Source organism: Paenibacillus terrisolis (assembly GCF_056171975.1).
Genome location: NZ_JBKFGG010000003.1, coordinates 60,774 through 77,966 on the forward strand (window position 1 = coordinate 60,774; position 17,193 = coordinate 77,966).

A 17,193-nucleotide genomic window follows, 5' to 3' on the forward strand; every position below is an offset into this window, starting at 1 on the left:
AATACGTATAGCGGCCAGCCGTATGAAATGTTCTTTCGATCGCTGTTTTTTGCAAATGGAGTAGAAATCCGGTCATAAAGGCGAACGAATCCTATGCTTCCGATGCAGCTTTCTTTCAGAAAGCTTTTAGCTTCTGCCAGAACATTTCAACCTCTTGCCAAGTTACTTTTTTATTGGTTCAACATATATAGTCAAGTTTACAGTAAGTTCACAGAAAAAGAAGTCCGGCGGCGACTGCCGCGAACTTCTTCTTCCGTGCGTGTATCAGCCGCGCTTGCCCGAAATCAATGCACCTGCTGCGAAATGTCGGACAAAGCTTCACCCGCGTTATCCGCGAAAATATGCCGTACCGCCAAATCTCCGATTGAGACGATTCCGACCAAGCGATCCCCGTCGCATACCGGAAGACGGCGAATTTTCTGCTGGGCCATCAGTTCGGCGGCCTCGTCGACCGAAGTGTCGCGGGTAGCCGTTTTGATGCCTTTCGTCATTACCGTATCCACGGCAGTCGATCCGGGACGCTTCTCGGCAATGCAGCGGATGACCAAATCGCGGTCGGTCAGAACGCCGATCAATTTATCTCCGCCCTCGACTACCGGAATAAAGCCGGTGTCATGCTCTTTCATTTTCACCGCGGCTTCATAAACATTGTCCTGAGGAGTTACGGTAACCACGCTATCCGTCATGATCTCGCTAACTTTTTTCAACTAATATCCCTCCTTCGGACATAGAGTTCCAACATCGGAGAGTTATTATGCGTGTTCTTCCTGATAGGATTCCGCCAGCGCAATCAGCAGTTCCGCGGCGTGAAGCATGGATTCCTCATCAATGTCGAATTTCGGATGGTGATGCGGATAAACGATCTCTTTCTCGGGATTGCCGGCGCCCACGAATACGAAGCAGCCCGGAATCTGCTGCAAATAGTAGGAGAAATCCTCTGCGGGCATGATTTTGGGCGAGATTTCCGCCCGCAGCCCGGCCTTGGAGGCAGCCTCCGTATAGAAGCGCTCAAATTCTCGCACATCGTTGACCAGGCAAGGATATCCCATCATATAATCAATCGCGGACTCTGCCCCGTAAGCCGTCGCGGTGCCTTCCGCCATCGCATGAATGCGATCGCGAATCACCCCGCGCGTCTCCTCGCGGAAGCAGCGGACGGTTCCGGCCAGCCGGCAGCGGTCCGCGATGATGTTCTGCGCCGTGCCGCCCTGAATCGAACCGATCGTCACAACGGCTGGATCGAGCGGGTCGACGGAGCGGCTGACTACACTCTGCAGTTGCAGCACAAGCGCCGAAGCCGCAACAACGCTGTCGACCGTCTTGTGCGGCATTCCGCCATGACCCCCGCGGCCCTGAATGTCGATGAAAAATTCGTCGGTGGAAGCCATGAGGGGGCCTGCCGAGCTAGCGGCCGTACCTACGGGAATCGGCGTCCAGAGATGCACGCCGTAAATGACGTCGACGCCATCCAGCACGCCGTCCTCAATCATCGATTTGGCACCGCCGGGGCAGCATTCCTCTGCCGGTTGAAAGATCAGGCGGATTTCACCGCGCAGCCCCTCTTTATGACTGCTGAAATACTCCGCAATGGCAAGCAGCGTAGCCGTGTGCCCGTCATGCCCGCAAGCATGCATGACGCCCGGAACCTGCGAAGCGTATTCGCAAATTTTCTCGTCCTGGATCGGCAGCGCGTCCATATCCGCCCGAATCGCCACCGTTTTTCCCGGCAAGTTTCCGTGAATCTTCCCGACAAGCCCGAACCCGCCGACGTTTTCGGCAGTTTCAATTCCGAGTTCCCGCAAAATACCGGCGATATAAGCCGAAGTTTCCTTTTCCATAAAAGACAACTCCGGGTGACGGTGCAAATACCGCCTGCGTTCGACCATCGACGGAAATAAGGCCTCCAAAGCTTGAAGTTCCATTAGGCACGCCTCCTTGTTCAAAAATTCCGCCAAGCGCGCTCGATCTGCCGGAATTTAACTTTTGTTCCATTGTAGCAGAAAAGAGATTTTGGAGTAAGAGAGGCCGGCATCCATGCATGAATAGAAAAAATTAAATGAAGTCTTCCTCTTTTTCAAGGCTTTCCCATGCTTGCGCATGGGGTGGAAACATAATATCATGGGAAGGGAAATGATAAATTGATCACGTTATTTGAAGGGGGTTTCCCATAAGATGATCGTTGAAAACACCGGCCTGAACGGATTGAAAAGCGACCTGGCGTACCTCGACGAATCCGCCGAAAAAATCGGATTTGTCCGTTGGCAATGGGAGTATTACCGCGCTACATACGATTACAAAATCGAATTTGATAATAACGATTACTTTCTTCGAATCAACACGCGTGCCGTGGAAGGCAAATTGGAGCGTCCTGACACGGTACTGGCGATTGAAGCGGTTTATATGGGGCGGGCCACTTTCCCCCATGGCCTGGAATACGAATCGGAGATTCCCGCGCTCGTCATGAAAACCGCCAATCTTAAACTGACCGAGCTTAAAGAACTTCTCGAGGCGTAAAGAACAGTTATGAGAGACAGCAACGAAGAAGCGCCGAGACGAGGGACTCCCGATTTCCAATTGCTCATCCTCACTTTGCTGATGGTGGGTTTCGGGATTGTCATGGTGTTCAGCTCCAGTTCAAGCACCACGTTGGTCAGCGAAAAATTCGGCTATGATCCGATGTATTTTACGAAGAAGCAGATTATTTTCGCGGGAATCGGCCTTTTGGGCATGCTCGTGACCATGAATATCCGCTTCGAAAAATTCAAAAAGTTATTTGTCCCCGTGTTCATTTTGGCTATCGTGATGCTGCTTCTCGTTCCGTATATCGGCGGCAACGCTAACGGCGCGACCAGTTGGTTTATGATCGGCACGCTGGGCATCCAGCCGACGGAGCTTGCCAAAATCACGACCATTTTGTATTTGTCCGCTTTGATTTCCAAAAAGGGCGAACGCTTCCGGGATTTGCGGACCGGGTACATTCCGGTTATGGTCATCGTCGGCATTGTTGCCGGACTGATTATGCTTCAGCCCGATTTGGGCTCCTGCCTCATTCTGGTGGCCACCGCCGGGCTGATCATTTTTGCCGGGGGAGCCGATCTGAAGCACATCTTGGGTTCGATCGCCTTGCTTGTCCTTGGCGCGAGCCTGGTGATGGGAGCCGGCGCCCTTTGGGACAAAATCAACCCGAGCGATAATGCCTCGGGAAACAACTACAAAGAAGGACGGATCCAGGCATATCTCAATCCCTGGGAGGATCCCCAAGGCAACGGATACAATCTGCTGCAGTCGATGACGGCCATCGGGCATGGCGGATTGACCGGCACCGGCTTTGGACAAGGCATTCAAAAGCTGAATTACCTGCCGAACGCGTATAACGACTTCATCTTTTCCGTCATCGGCGAAGAATTCGGATATATCGGGACAACCCTTTTTCTGCTCTTTTACATTTATTTTATCTGGAGGGGAATTATCATATCCCTTCGTTCTCCGAGTATGTTCGGCACCTTGACGGGGGTTGGCATCATGGGATTGATCGCCATTCAAGCCTTCGTCAATATCGGCGGCGTGACCAGAACGATCCCGATCACGGGGGTTACGTTGCCTTTTATCAGCGCTGGGGGGTCTTCCCTGCTGGTTATGATGGTCGCAATGGGAATCGTGCTCAGCATTTCGCGGGAGTCCGCTCTCCCCGCCAAACTGGAGCGTACCAAATCCGTTGTGATGAGAGAGGCTACTCCGTTTGAACTGAACAGGAGCAGACGCCATCAAATCTAATCGTCTCAACTTAAAAAAGACTACGGGAACCGGGTTCCCGTAGTCTTTTGTTTTGGATTGCTAAATGATTCGGTCCTTCAATTCATAATTTAAGCCAGGGTGCTTAAACCTCGTCATCCTTAAAGGCGACGCTTTCGACCTTCACGTTGACTTCCACGATTTTAAGCCCCGTCATGCTTTCCACGGCTTCGCGGACATTTTGCTGCAGCATCCGGCATACTTCGTGAATCGGAGTCTCATATAAAACGATAATCCGTAAATCGATCGCCGCTTCCAACTGACCGACTTCCACGGTGACGCCCTTTTGCACATTTTTCCCGCTTAAGCGTTTGGCCCATCCTTCGGACAGCCCGCCGGACATGGCTGCGACCCCCGGCGTTTCCAGCGCCGCCATTCCTGCAATTTTGGCTACAACCTCGTCTGAAATGCGAATCATCCCACTATCGAGTTGCAGTTGTTCGGTCATGGTCAACCCTCCTTCAACCTCGTTAAAAACATTGTAAATCGTAATTCCATTTTAAGCAAATATAGACCTTTTCCGCATTTTTCGTTTATAATCATCCCATTACTTGGTTATATTTAAATTTGAACTGAACACGCGTTTTTAACAAATTTCATTCTTCGAGGTGCAAAATGAAAAAATATGTTTCCCCTGGCTTGCTTGTTATTTTCTTTCTGCTTAGCGCCATTGGGCATTTCGCCCATTTCCCCGATACGCTGCAGTTTATCATTTCCGCCATCGCCGTGATTTTCGTAGCCGGGTTCCTCGGCAAAGCGACGGAAAGCGTGGCTCATTACGCAGGGCAACGCCTGGGCGGATTTCTGAATGCGACCTTCGGAAACGCGGCTGAGCTGATTATCGGGATCCTGCTCGTCAAGGAAGGACTCTTCGATATGGTGAAGGCGAGCATCACGGGCTCGATTATCGGCAACCTGCTGCTGGTGCTGGGCCTAAGCTTGTTCACCGGCGGCCTCAAATATAAAGTGCAAAAATATAACGTGGCGCTGGCCGGTATGAACGGCTCCTTGATGATCGTGGCGATCATCGCTTTGTTCGTTCCCGCGATTTTTCTTCAGACCCACGTTCTTCATGATGGAGACCGGACTGTCTTAAGTTTGATCGTGGCCGGCGTCCTTATTGTTTCTTATTTGCTCTGGCTGGTATTCTCCATGATCACGCATAAGAAATATTTAGCCGACCTCACGGAGGACGAAGACGAAGAGCTTCCTCACGAGCATGAGCCTGCCTGGTCGAAAAGCCGCTCCGTTATTTACCTTGTGGTTGCCACCGTCATGGTCGCCTTCGTCAGCGAATGGCTTGTACATACTTTGGATTCGTTCACCGCAAAATTCGGACTCAGTGAACTTTTCGTCGGAGCTTTTGTCGTCGCGATCGTCGGCAACGCCGCCGAGCACAGCGCGGCGGTCATGCTCGCTTTGAAGAACAAAATCGGCGCAGCCGTGGAAATCGCGGTCGGCAGCAGCTTGCAAATCGCTTTGTTCGTCGCTCCTGTGCTCGTTTTCGTCAGCCATATCTTCGGCAACCCGATGGATATCGTGTTTACGGTGATCGAGCTAGCCGCCATCGGCGTATCGGTTTTCATCGCCAAATCGATTACCCAAGACGGCCAGACCAACTGGTACGAAGGTTTGCTGCTGCTTGCGGTATACATTATCCTTGGCGCTTCCTTCTATCTCGTCTAAGGGTTGATAGGCATCAAAAGCAAACAAGCGTATGACTCTCGGGGGATCCGGGTCATACGCTTGTTGTTATATGGTCTGGCTTGTATACGCACCGTTCTCTCAAACAGGCTTCTCTTTATTGTTCATGGCTTCGTAGAGCGAGGCCAAATTCCGTTCCAGTCTGCTGATGATCTGCTTGCCCACCGGCTCCTGAATCAACCCGATACGTACTGCGTAGTCGACTTGTCTGGAGAAACCGTACATTTGGGTGTCCAGCACTTCCTCATAGAGAGGGCAGTAACGCGTGGCCAGGTTCTCCATCTGTACTTCGATCAGCTTTTCTATTTTATCTGCGTCTTCTTTAAGCAGATTAAGCGCTTTAAGATTGAGTTGCTCCTGCAAATCAGATGAAGTCATGCTTCTTCCCCCCTATGTCCAAAATCGTTACTCATCTACTCTATTCTTAATATTAGTCGAAAATGAAGGGCAATACAAGAACCTCTGCAAATTAAGCTTTTCCCCGCCCGAACCTAAAATCCCTTCCGCAAAGCGAACCTCGCATTAAAGATGAGTCAGGAACTTATCAAAAAACACTCCCGCCGATTTAGGCAGGAGTGTCTCTCTCTTCGCAATTATTCCGCTACCACTTTCACGTTCAAGCCGTGTTTGGCAAATACTTCGGTTACAGCTTTCTTAGCTTCATCGGCATCCGGACCATGAACATGCAGTTCATAGCTTTGCGTATTCACGAGTGTAGTAAAGAGGCCGAGAATACTTTTTACGTCGATATACTTGTTGTCAGCTTGCAATACAATGGAAGAAGTAAATTTGCCTGCTGTTTGGGCAATTTCCACTACCGCTTCATTGTTCGTGGCCATAGAGATCCCTCCGTGATTTACTTTGGAATTAGCATACCCTAATGATACATTGAATCCGCTTTCCTAGCAAGGAGATTTCTTGTTATTTCAGGTTTTCCGGGTTCAAAGGCAACAGTTCCGGAAGGACGAAAATACCGTCTTTGCGGATCAGCACATCGTCAAAATAGATCTCGCCGCCGCCGTAATCTTCGCGCTGAATCAGCACCAGATCCCAGTGGATGGATGAACGGTTGCCGTTGTCCGTATCTTCATAGGCTTGCCCCGGCGTAAAGTGCAAGCTGCCGGCAATTTTCTCGTCGAACAAAATGTCTTTCATCGGGTGCAGGATGTACGGGTTGAAGCCGATCGCAAATTCCCCGATGTGTCTTGCCCCTTCGTCCGAATCCAGAATTTCGTTGATCCGTTTCGTATCGTTGCTGGTCGCTTCTACGATTTTCCCGTTTTCGAAGCGGAACTTGATGTTTTCAAAGGTTACCCCGTTGTACAGCGTAGCTGCGTTATAGCTGATCGTGCCGTTCACGGAATCTCTCACCGGAGCACTGTATACTTCACCGTCCGGGATATTCTTTTGGCCGGAGCATTTCTCGGCGCCGATATTTTTGATCGAGAAGGAGATGTCCGTTCCCGGTCCGACGATGTGTACTTTATCGGTGCGTTTCATTAAATCCGCCAAGGCATCTTGAGCGCGGTCCATTTTGGCGTAATCCAGATTGCATACGTCAAAATAGAAATTTTCGAAGGCTTCGGTGCTAATGTTGGCGAGCTGCGCCATGCTTGCGTTCGGATAGCGAAGCACCACCCACTTCGTGCGTTTAACCCGTTCTTCGCTATGTACCGGATGAGAGTAAAGCGAGTTGTACAGCTTCATTTTGTCCTCAGGCACGTCGGACATGTCGTTGACGTTGGAGCCGGCGCGAATCCCGATGTAGCAGTCCATCATTTGCATGCGCTTGAGGTCATATTCCGCCCAAGCCTTGATGCCTTCTTCGGTGGTCGCTTTCAATTGCGTGCCTTGCACGGCCTTGTCCGTAATCTCCACAAAAGCGTTTCCGCCCTTTTTGCCTACTTCTTCGATGACGGCTTTGAGCAAATCGCGCTCGTCCCCAATCATTTCAACCAGCACGTTCTCGCCCGGCTGCACATTGACGGAGTAACCGACCAGATTCTCCGCCAGTTTCTGAATTCTAGGATCTCGCATTGCGATTAACGCCTCCTCAAAAAATATAGCGGGCTTTTTGCCCGGCTCAAACCGGGAACCCGCGTGGCTAACCATTGGTTAATTCTTCTCTATTGTAGCACGGCCATCCCGGGAAGTCAGCCATGCCACGATGTGTCATTTATAATTTCCGAAGCGGTTGTCCGTAAACAACACCTCCTGCTCCGAAGCACCAAATACATTGGGATAGATCACCTGCGTCTCTGACGTAAGCCTTGAGGGAAGGCCCGTTTTACTGTTGATCGTCAGGTGGTAGACCACATCCGTCTCCATTTGCGAGAGCTTCAGGGCAAGCTGTTCATTGCCCGTCGTCCAAATGCTTGACAATTCTTTTTCGGCCCGGTTCCGCTGCTTCGCCGAAAGCCCAGCCAACTTGCTGTCCCAGCCGCCCTTCAGGCTCTCCATCTCTTTCTCCAATCTCGCTGCGATTCTCTCCTTGGCTTCGGCCGGATCAAGCTCGATCCGCAGCACTTTTGTTCCCCGGGCTGCACCGCTTTCGGCTTTGATCGTTTTTTTCAATTCCCGGATATCCTGCAATTGATCCAGCGGATTAAACCGGGACATGCTCCGGGCAAGAACGTCCCCCTCGTTTCCTTGCAGCGTCCAGCTCCCTCCTTGCCACAGCAGCTTAACCTCATGAGCGGAAGAAGCTTGAGCTTTTACTCCGGCGGCTTGAGGAAGAGGAGTGACCTCTCCTTGGGGAACCACAGTACGCATGCTCAGCTCATGATGACGTTTCAGTTGTCCCGTATAGCTCCAGCTTTCTTCCTCCGGTGGCTGATCTCCCCGCTGCAGCGCCGCATAGCCGTGAAAGGTCAACGCATCGCTTCCCGCAAGCCCCGCCCATGTCAAATTGAACCACTCTTCCGGAGATTTTTTACCCTGCAGCCCGCAGCCGGATAGAATCGTCAATACGATTCCCGCTATAATGATCTTTCGACATCGCCACACGCCCATATCACTTAAGCGCCCCTCGTTTTCGAAGATACACCTTGTTTGCCTTTTAACCGTTCGGAAATGAGATGTTCAGCTGTAGCCTGTCCCGCGGCCTGTAAAACTATGCGAAAAAAAGAACGCCTTTCGGGCGCTCCGACGGATCCGGTGATTTCCTTCACATTCATGCATAGTCGCGATCGGCGACCTGCGTTTGGTTTCTTCCGTTATTTTTCGCTTTATACAAGGCCATGTCCGCTTGATAAAAAAGCGACTCAACGCTGACTTTGTCGTCCGTCCGAACCCATTCGGCAATACCGCATGAAACCGTGACCTGAGGGTCCGTGTCCATCGCAACACGGAGCCGAATCGTTTCCGCCACCTCATATCCGTTATCCGCATCGGCTCCCGGCAAATAAATAGCCAATTCCTCCCCGCCCCATCGTGCCGCGACGTCGGTTTTACGGATCGAACTTCTAATGATGGAGCACACCTGCTTCAAGATTTTATCGCCGGTCTGGTGTCCAAATGTATCGTTTACCTGCTTGAACTGATCGATGTCCACGATGATGAGCGAGCCGGTCACATCTTTCTTCTGAAACTCCTGAATCGCATCGTCCACGTAATGGCGAGCGTAAAGTCCTGTCAGCATGTCCCGGTTGGCCATGCGGCGCACCTCGGCATGCAGCGAGGCATTGGCGATGGCAAGACCGATATGTGAAGCCAGAAGCTGAAGCAGCTTGTAATTGTCGTATGAAAAAAATCGGCTTTGCCGATGAGCAAGCAAAATCGCCCCGTTAACCGCGCCCCGAACGATTAAAGGTGTCGCAATCAACGACCGCGCCCCTGTCATCTCCATCATTTGGGAGTTGACTTTACCGTAAGCCCGATAGTCCGACAGGATGATCGGTTCATGCGTGGAATAAACAAGACCGCTGAACCCATAGTCCTTCGGGAAAAATTGATTGGAAAGCTCAGGAACGTTGCTTGACATAATTTCAAAGGTTCCGTTCTCCGGGTTGAGCTGCGAGATACAACAAAACTCCGCTTTGAGGATCGAAAGCAGCTCTTCCGTCGCAAACTTGAAAACTTCCTTCAACCGCAGGCTTTGATTAAGCCGTTTGGTTAGTTCATTGATCAGCCTGAGTTCGCCGATCAGCAAATTGGACTGCTCGTACAGCTTGGCATTCTCGAAGGCCGTTCCCGCCGTGTCCGCCAGCATGCTGATCAGTTGAACGTCAACCTCATCGATAATATCCCGTCCGATCAGCAGATGAAACACGCCGTAAACGCCTTGTTTGCCGATCAGCGGTACCGCTATTTCCAATTCGGGTTTCCCGTCGGCGTCCTGCCTCTCTTTACGCAGCAACCGTCCTTCCATAAAGGCGCTTACGCACATCCGGTTTCCCTCTCCTTGAAGCTGTAAGGATTTAACGCGAGGATCGCGGCTGTGATGGTCTTGAGACATCAACAGCTCAAGCTGGGCGTCGGGATACATTCCTGCAACGGTTTCGAAAATTTCCGTCAACACAGAGTCGACGTCAATTTTGTCATGAAGCTTCTGCACCACCCGAAACAGCATGGAACGACGATTCTCCTCGCGTTTGGCCTTTTGCTGAACCTGCAGCAGATCGGACACGAGCAAAGCCTCCAGACTTTTATAAAAGCATGTCCGAAAATGCTGCGCAGCCGATTTTACGAGCTTAACCGCCACAGGGGCATCATAGCCCGCCATACGGCAGCCGAGCAGGGCAAATAATTGAGGCTCAGTACGCGTAAAAATCGGTGCTACCACAATCAGCGCTTCCTGATGAGGAAAGGCAACAACCGTGCGATCCGAAACACACCGAACCGCCGCTTCCCGTAATATCTGTACTTTGTCTTCACTTATTGGACCACCGTTCCCGGATAATTCATACTCGCTTACGAATATTTCTGCTTGATGGTCCATAACGAAAAAACGGGCTTCATCGTTATCGTAAAGCTCGTTCGTCTGGGAGCGCCAATCTTCATATCCGTTCAGGATCAGCGGTTTTATGTAAGGATAGTCATATTCCGTAATATCAATCAGCTGTAGCCATGACATTTCCGTTGTATGTTCTCTATCTTCAAGCATCGGCAGGCTGAAAGCATTATTCATATTCATCGCCGGGTTACCCCTGGATTGGTCTAACATGGAGAAAGCCCCTTTTCACCGCTTTTCGGCTGCGGGAATGTAATATATATTGCTTGTGCCTGTGGATCCTGCCCAAAATGCATTCAATTTCCTGCACTTATCCATTTCTGCTTTCCAGATTTCATTTTACTATCTTCCCTGCGGTTTTGCATTATAATTCCATGATTTTAACCCATTTTTTTAGGACAAAAGCCCTATCGACAAAAAAACTGCTTTTCAAACAAAAACCTCGTATTGACTTTATGTCATGGTTTCATATAATATATATTGTTGAAAAAGACTGGATAGAGTCTTGATTAGGGCGTAACGCATGCGAGCACCCTCTCGGGTTCTTGTTGCTGACAAGACAGCGGCTGAACTTTCTTGTCAGTGAGCGAATTTTCATCTATCCTTCGCTCAGCCAAACAAGACCCGCGCAAGTAGAACCCTACACCGAAAATTTCCATTACAAAGGAGTCTACCTATACAATGGCACGTTACACTGGTCCTAAATTTAAACTCAGCCGCCGTCTCGGCATTTCCTTGAGCGGAACAGGCAAAGATTTGAAACGCCCTTTCCCTCCGGGACAACACGGCGCTAGCCAACGCAGAAAAATAAGCAACTACGGAGCTCAATTGCTTGAAAAACAAAAATTGCGCCACATGTACGGATTGGGCGAAAAACAATTCCGCACTTTGTTCGAAAAAGCGCAAAAAATGCCTGGTATCGCGGGCGAAACTTTCATGTTCCTGCTTGAAAGCCGTCTGGACAACCTCGTTTACCGTCTGGGCTTCGCAAACTCTCGTGCAGGCGCACGTCAGCTCGTATCCCATGGTCACGTAACCGTTAACGGCAAAAAAGTCGACATCGCTTCCTACCGTGTAAGCATTGGCGACATTATCAGCCTTCGCGAAAGAAGCCGCGGCCTTTCTTCCATTAAAGAAGCTTTGGAAAACCGCTCGCATCTTCCGGCTTACCTGGAATTCAACGATACCGCTTTGGAAGGCAAACTGATCCGTCTGCCTGAACGTTCCGAGCTGTCCCAAGACATCGATGAAAAACAAATCGTCGAATTCTACAACCGTTAAGATTGAATTGCAAAACGGCCCAAGTCATTGCGACTTCGGGCCGTTTTTTTATATTGAAAGAGCCGATATTTCCGCCGCTCAAATGAGCCTTAGCCCTTCTCCACATCGCGTCACACCTCAGCATTTCCTTCCTTAATAAGCTCTTGGTGTGGACGCGCTTATGTACTGGCCCATGGTCGCTCGGCTCGGCTCAACCTACTACTTCGCATCCGGTTCTTACTCCGCAATCGTCCGCACGTTTTTGTCCCGCAGACTTTGGAAATGTTGTACTTTGTGCAAGAATTATTGTCCTTTACCGGTCTATTCAGACGATTGTTGCATTTTATGCAATATTTCCATCCCTATTTGGCCAATTTGCTACTAAAAAAGCAGAAAATGCTGCAATTAATGCAGCATTTTCTGCTGTGGAAACCCAATAATCCCTCTAAATTTTGCACAAAATGCAACATTTCAGGCCGCTGATCCCGCTACTCAAGCGATACCGGGTATTGAAAACTCGCCCTTCGGAAACCGGCCATTGAGTATTTACCATTATGCCACCGAAATGACGCCGTGAACTGCTTATGCTTAACCCTCAGCTATTAACCCATCCATGCCGCCGCTTCGGCTTGCATATTATTTACGCAGCAGCTTGGCAAATTTCCGTTTGCCGACTTGAATTACCTCGCCGCCCGCAAGCTCGATTTCGGCGTTCGGGTCGGTCAGTTTCTCTTCGTTCAGCTTGACGGCGCCCTGCTGAATGCTGCGCTTCGCTTCCCCGTTGGATGAAGCAAAACCGATCAGCGTGAGCAGCTTGATCAGGCGAATTTTGCCGTCCTCCAGCTCCTCGGCCGAAACTTCGATTTCTTCAATGTCTTCCGGCAGCGCACGCTGTTGGAAGACGGTAATGAAGTGCTCCTGAGCCGCTTCCGCCGCATCAAGGCCATGGTACATACGAACGAACGTATGCGCGAGCTTCATTTTCGCGTCACGCGGATGCATGGTCCCTTGTTCGATACCTTCCGCCAAAACCGTAAGCTCCTCATTCGTCAAATCCGTGGCGAGCTCGAAATATTTCATCATCAGTTCATCCGGAACGGACATCGCTTTGCCGTAAATTTCGTTCGGTTCTTCATCGATGCCGATGTAATTGCCAAGGCTCTTGCTCATCTTTTGAACGCCGTCCAACCCTTCGATGATCGGAGTCATAATGGCGATTTGAGTATCTTTGCCGTATTCTTTTTGCAGCGTTCTGCCCATCAGCAAATTGAACTTCTGATCGGTCCCCCCAAGCTCGATATCGCTTTCCAGCGCCACGGAATCCATGCCCTGCATCAGCGGGTAGAAAAATTCATGGATGCTGATCGGCTGGCCGCTTTGATAGCGCTTCGTGAAATCGTCACGCTCCAGCATACGCGCCACCGTCACCTTCGCCGAAAGCTTAACGACATCGGCAAAGGTCATTGGCGCAAGCCACTCGGAGTTAAAATGAACCTTGGTTTTTTCCGGATCGAGGATTTTGAACAGCTGTTTCCGGTACGTTTCCGCATTCCGCTGTACGTCTTCTTCGGTCAATTGCTTGCGGGTTTCGGATTTGCCGGTCGGATCGCCGATCCGCCCTGTGAAGTCGCCAATGATAAGCTTGACGTCATGACCAAGATCCTGAAATTGGCGCAGCTTCTGCATTACCACAGTATGCCCGACATGAAGGTCCGGCGCGGACGGGTCAAGCCCCAGCTTTACTTTCAGCGGCTGTCCGGTTACCACCGATTTCATTAGCTTTTGCTTCAATTCTTCTTCAGGCACGATTTCAACGACACCCCTGGAAATGACGCCGAGTTGGCGCTCCACTTCCTCCTGCTGGGCAACCGTAAGTTCTTCCCATTTCATTCGTTCATTCCTCCTAGGTTTACTTCCAATCGCTAAATATCCGGCAAACGCAAAAAAGCTCCTTCTCATCCCAAGGGACGAGAAGGAGCCGCTCGCGTTACCACCCTAATTAAAACCGTCAACCGAAAGCTCTGCGGATACATGGCCCTGCAGACCTCCCGAAGCGGTTTTCACTTCATTCCTTTAACGGTCATCCCGGTGCCGGACTACTATCGTTCAACTGAAACGAATTCCCCCGGACGGCTCCAGACGGTAATTCAAAAGGGATCCGCCCATTCGGTTCGCAGCAGCCACCGATTCTCTGAGCAGCGGGATTCCGCCTTCTACTGAGTCTTTCCAAGCCTTTGTCGATATGCATTTAGATATTTTATAACACATAAGCATTTCTCAAGTCAAACCTTGACGGCTGCGGATTGCGAATCTCCCCAAATCACTTGTCGGAACAAGGGCAAATAGGTTGAAAATTCATCCAAGCCGCCGTTTTTATGCTATAATGTTGCTGTTAAAAAGGAGGATAATGCATGGTTCATGAGAACGATAAAAACTCCGGCAAGAGATTGAAACGTGAATCCCGGAAACAGAAACCGTCCCGCAAGCACAAAAAGGGACATTGGGTCTGGGTTACGCTGGGCTGGCTCTTTTTGCTCGGAATTGCCGGTATTCTGTTTGCGGGAGGGGCCGCATTCGGATATGTGTCCTCCATCGTAAAGGATGATCCGGTACGATCGCGTGCCGACATCGAACAAAAAATCAATTACAACGAAATGACCGGCTTTGCTTATTTCCGCGATGGACAGCCTATCGGCCAGCTCCGTTCCGAGGAAGACCGGCGGCCCGTTACTTACAAGGAAATCCCCCAATTTGTCCTCGATGCGGTCATCGCGATTGAAGACAACAACTTTGAAAATCACATCGGGATTGACTTCAAAGGAACGCTGCGCGCGGTTAAGCAAAGATTGCTTCATGAAAGCGTTCAAACCGGCGGAAGTACGTTAACTCAACAGCTGGCACGGCGCGTTTTCCTGAACCTAGACAAGACCGATGACCGGAAGATCAAGGAAATGCTGCTGGCGCTGCGGCTGGAGCGTTTTCTGTCCAAAGATGAAATCATCACGGCTTATTTGAATAAGGTTCCTTTCGGAAACGGCTCCAACGGCTATCAGGTGTACGGGATCAAAGCGGCCGCCAAAGGCATTTTCAACGTGACCGACCTGAACAAGCTGAACATCGCGCAGGCGGCTTATTTGGCCGGTTTGCCGCAGCTTCCTTCTTCGTATTCGGCTTTTAACGGCAAAGGAGAGTTTAACCAGGATGCTTTTGACCGCGCGCTCAAACGGCAGCGTCTGGTGCTCCAGCGGATGCTCGAAGAAAATAAAATCACACAGCAGCAATACGACGAAGCCGTCGCCTTCGACATTAAAGGTTCGCTGGCTCAACAAACTCAAAAGGCATATGACACTTTCCCTTACCTGATGCTGGAAACCGAACGGCAGGGCGCTCAAGTCATCGCTATGCTGAACAATCCGGACATGACCAAGGACGAAGTGGAGAACAATCCTCAAATCCTTGAAAATGCCCGGCAGGAGCTGCTCACCGGCGGCTATCGCGTGTACACGACGATCGACAAGAAAGTCTACAACTCCATGCACAGGATATCCGACAATGCCGACAACTTCAGCCCGGAAAGCAAAACCAAAGGGCTGGAGCAGGTCGCCGGCATGATGATCGACAACCGGACCGGCGCCATTCTCGGCATGATCGAAGGCCGCGATTTCTACACGGAGCAAATGAACTACGCGACGCAAATGAAACGGCAGCCCGGTTCGACGATGAAGCCGATCGCCGCGTATTTGCCGGCGATTGAAGCGGGAATGATCCAGCCTGCCAGCATCATCGACGACTCGCCGATTATTTTGAAAGATTATCAAAAAGGCTTCCACATTCCGGTTAACTCGAGCGGCGGATACAAGGGACTGGTAACGGCCCGGACCGCCCTTAATGAATCGCGGAACATCCCTGCGCTCAAAATTTTCAACAACGTCGTCGGTATCGACAAAGCGTGGGATTTTGCGAAGAAGCTTGGGATTACCACCATTGAGCCCGAAGACTACAGCGCGCAAACCGGTGTTCTCGGCGGACTCAAGTATGGCGTAACGGTCGAGGAATTGACCAATGCTTACAGTTCCATCGCAGACGGAGGAGAATTCAACGATGCGTACATGATCGAGAAAATCCTGGATTCCAAAGGCAATGTGGTTTACAAGCACGAAACCGATCCGCAGCGCGTCTATTCCAAGCAAACGGCTTATTTGATGACGGATATGCTGCGCACGGTCGTTAAAGACGGAACCGGGAAATCGATCAAGAGCGATTTTAAAAACTTCGGCAAAATTCCGGTCGTGGGTAAAACAGGAACTACGCAAAACTATGCGGATGTCTGGTTCATGGGCTTTTCTCCGGATGTGACGCTGGGCGTTTGGGTCGGTTATCGCGAGCCGGTCAACACTCTATCGGAAGCCGGGAAAGCGCGGGCGCGGAAAATTTGGGCGCTCGTCATGAACGAGGTTACCGACAATGATCCGGAGCTGTTCGCCACGAAGGAGTTTACCAAACCGGACGGAATCGTAACCAAAACGGTATCCGGATACAGCGGCAAGCTGCCGACCGCATTAACGCAGCAAGCAGGCAAGATGGTCACCGACATTTTCAACGCGAAATACGTGCCTACCGAACCGGACGACGTACTGGTGCGGGCAAAATACGTAACTTATGACGACGTGAATTACGTTCCTCAGGAGGCTACGCCTTCCGACATGCTGCGGGAGAAAGTCGTCGTGAAGCGGGAGAAACCGATCGCGGAGCTGGTAGAAGACCTGGAGAACGCTTTTAAGACCATGAAAGGCGATCATAAGTCGATCAGCTACTACATGCCGAAGGATGCGGGAGAGGATGCGCCATACAAGCCGGATCCTCGAGTCGACGACGGTCAGGCTCCTGCTGCTCCGGCCAACGTAAGCTACTCTTCCGGCACGATCACGTTCGATAAGAGTGCTTCGAGCGACGTGGTAGGGTATCGTCTTTACCAATCGGAGGATGGAGTGAATTTCCAAAGCACCGGGAAAACCGCACTTGTCGGAGATGCAACCTCCATCGCCGATTCGGCTTCAGGCGCCTATTACGTCACGGCGGTTGACGTGGCCGGCAAAGAATCGGCTCCAAGCGCCACCGTCGGAAACGGCGTGCCGGACGGGTCGATCTCGGGTCCGGGAAGCGACGGTCAAACGCCTGGCGGCGGTCCGAATGAGAACGGCCCGCTTCCTCCCTCTCCGTCCGGTGTGAACGTGCAGAAGGATGGCAGCGACATCAAGGTCAGCTGGAATGCCAATGATCCGCTTGACCTTGTAACGAGCTACAACGTATATGTCTCCGATTCGGAGGGCGGCAGCTACTCTCATGTCGGATCAAGCGACAATACGCAGTTCTCGTTTAAAACCGATGCCGCAAACGTCTGGGTGCAAGTCACCGCCGTCAACGTGCTCGGCGAATCGGCGCCTTCCGCGCCGGTGCATTACGGGAATTAAACGGTTCTCAAACAA

Annotated in this window: 14 protein-coding genes and 1 other annotated feature; of the genes, 5 read left to right on the forward strand and 9 right to left on the reverse strand. The window is 51.0% G+C overall.

Going from position 1 to position 17,193, the window contains the following annotated elements; all coding sequences use genetic code 11:
• Positions 1–284: 284 nt before the first annotated feature.
• Positions 285–707, reverse strand: a complete 423-nt coding sequence (locus tag ACI48K_RS03620) for a CBS domain-containing protein (RefSeq protein ID WP_475026246.1) — start codon at positions 705–707, stop codon at positions 285–287.
• Positions 708–752: 45 nt separating this feature from the next.
• Complete coding sequence (locus tag ACI48K_RS03625) at positions 753–1,922, reverse strand: M20 family metallopeptidase (RefSeq protein ID WP_475026247.1); 1,170 nt, start codon at positions 1,920–1,922, stop codon at positions 753–755.
• A 250-nt stretch (positions 1,923–2,172) separates the two neighbouring features.
• Between ACI48K_RS03625 and ACI48K_RS03630 the strand changes: the two genes are divergently transcribed.
• Together ACI48K_RS03630 and ftsW are read left to right on the forward strand one after the other, a co-directional pair.
• Complete coding sequence (locus ACI48K_RS03630; RefSeq protein WP_475026248.1) at positions 2,173–2,514, forward strand: YugN family protein; 342 nt, start codon at positions 2,173–2,175, stop codon at positions 2,512–2,514.
• Between the two features lie 9 nt (positions 2,515–2,523).
• Positions 2,524–3,774 carry a putative lipid II flippase FtsW gene (ftsW, locus tag ACI48K_RS03635; protein WP_475026250.1) on the forward strand — a complete coding sequence of 417 codons (1,251 nt, stop codon included), beginning with the start codon at positions 2,524–2,526 and terminating at the stop codon, positions 3,772–3,774.
• A gap of 103 nt (positions 3,775–3,877) precedes the next feature.
• On the opposite strand, the gene ACI48K_RS03640 is transcribed toward ftsW, so the two are convergent.
• Positions 3,878–4,240, reverse strand: a complete 363-nt coding sequence (locus tag ACI48K_RS03640; RefSeq protein WP_475026252.1) for an Asp23/Gls24 family envelope stress response protein — start codon at positions 4,238–4,240, stop codon at positions 3,878–3,880.
• A gap of 167 nt (positions 4,241–4,407) precedes the next feature.
• On the opposite strand from ACI48K_RS03640, the gene cax reads away from it, so the two are divergent.
• The gene (gene cax / locus ACI48K_RS03645; RefSeq protein WP_475026254.1) at positions 4,408–5,478 is read left to right on the forward strand and encodes a calcium/proton exchanger; all 1,071 of its coding nucleotides are present in this window, start codon (positions 4,408–4,410) and stop codon (positions 5,476–5,478) included.
• Positions 5,479–5,577: 99 nt separating this feature from the next.
• On the opposite strand, the gene ACI48K_RS03650 is transcribed toward cax, so the two are convergent.
• The 5 genes from ACI48K_RS03650 to ACI48K_RS03670 form a co-directional block, all read right to left on the reverse strand.
• On the reverse strand, positions 5,578–5,874 hold the full coding sequence (locus ACI48K_RS03650; RefSeq protein WP_475026256.1) for an Fpa/YlaN family protein: 297 nt from the start codon (positions 5,872–5,874) through the stop codon (positions 5,578–5,580).
• 215 nt (positions 5,875–6,089) lie between these two features.
• Complete coding sequence (locus ACI48K_RS03655) at positions 6,090–6,335, reverse strand: HPr family phosphocarrier protein (protein WP_475026258.1); 246 nt, start codon at positions 6,333–6,335, stop codon at positions 6,090–6,092.
• A gap of 82 nt (positions 6,336–6,417) precedes the next feature.
• Positions 6,418–7,533: an aminopeptidase gene (locus tag ACI48K_RS03660; RefSeq protein ID WP_475026260.1), complete on the reverse strand. Its 1,116-nt coding sequence runs from the start codon at positions 7,531–7,533 to the stop codon at positions 6,418–6,420.
• A 135-nt stretch (positions 7,534–7,668) separates the two neighbouring features.
• Positions 7,669–8,508, reverse strand: coding sequence for a hypothetical protein (locus tag ACI48K_RS03665; protein WP_475026262.1), 840 nt, complete (start codon positions 8,506–8,508; stop codon positions 7,669–7,671).
• A gap of 160 nt (positions 8,509–8,668) precedes the next feature.
• Positions 8,669–10,630: a sensor domain-containing diguanylate cyclase gene (locus tag ACI48K_RS03670; protein ID WP_475026264.1), complete on the reverse strand. Its 1,962-nt coding sequence runs from the start codon at positions 10,628–10,630 to the stop codon at positions 8,669–8,671.
• 498 nt (positions 10,631–11,128) lie between these two features.
• Here ACI48K_RS03670 and rpsD point away from each other — a divergent pair, with 498 nt between their 5' ends.
• A complete protein-coding gene (gene rpsD, locus ACI48K_RS03675; protein ID WP_475026266.1) occupies positions 11,129–11,728 on the forward strand; it encodes a 30S ribosomal protein S4 in 600 nt (199 codons plus the stop codon).
• Positions 11,729–12,343: 615 nt separating this feature from the next.
• On the opposite strand, the gene tyrS is transcribed toward rpsD, so the two are convergent.
• Positions 12,344–13,597 carry a tyrosine--tRNA ligase gene (gene tyrS, locus ACI48K_RS03680; RefSeq protein ID WP_475026268.1) on the reverse strand — a complete coding sequence of 418 codons (1,254 nt, stop codon included), beginning with the start codon at positions 13,595–13,597 and terminating at the stop codon, positions 12,344–12,346.
• Positions 13,598–13,667: 70 nt separating this feature from the next.
• Positions 13,668–13,945 (reverse strand) — a binding site (T-box leader).
• 173 nt (positions 13,946–14,118) lie between these two features.
• On the opposite strand from tyrS, the gene ACI48K_RS03685 reads away from it, so the two are divergent.
• On the forward strand, positions 14,119–17,178 hold the full coding sequence (locus ACI48K_RS03685; RefSeq protein WP_475026270.1) for a transglycosylase domain-containing protein: 3,060 nt from the start codon (positions 14,119–14,121) through the stop codon (positions 17,176–17,178).
• Positions 17,179–17,193 lie beyond the last annotated feature (15 nt).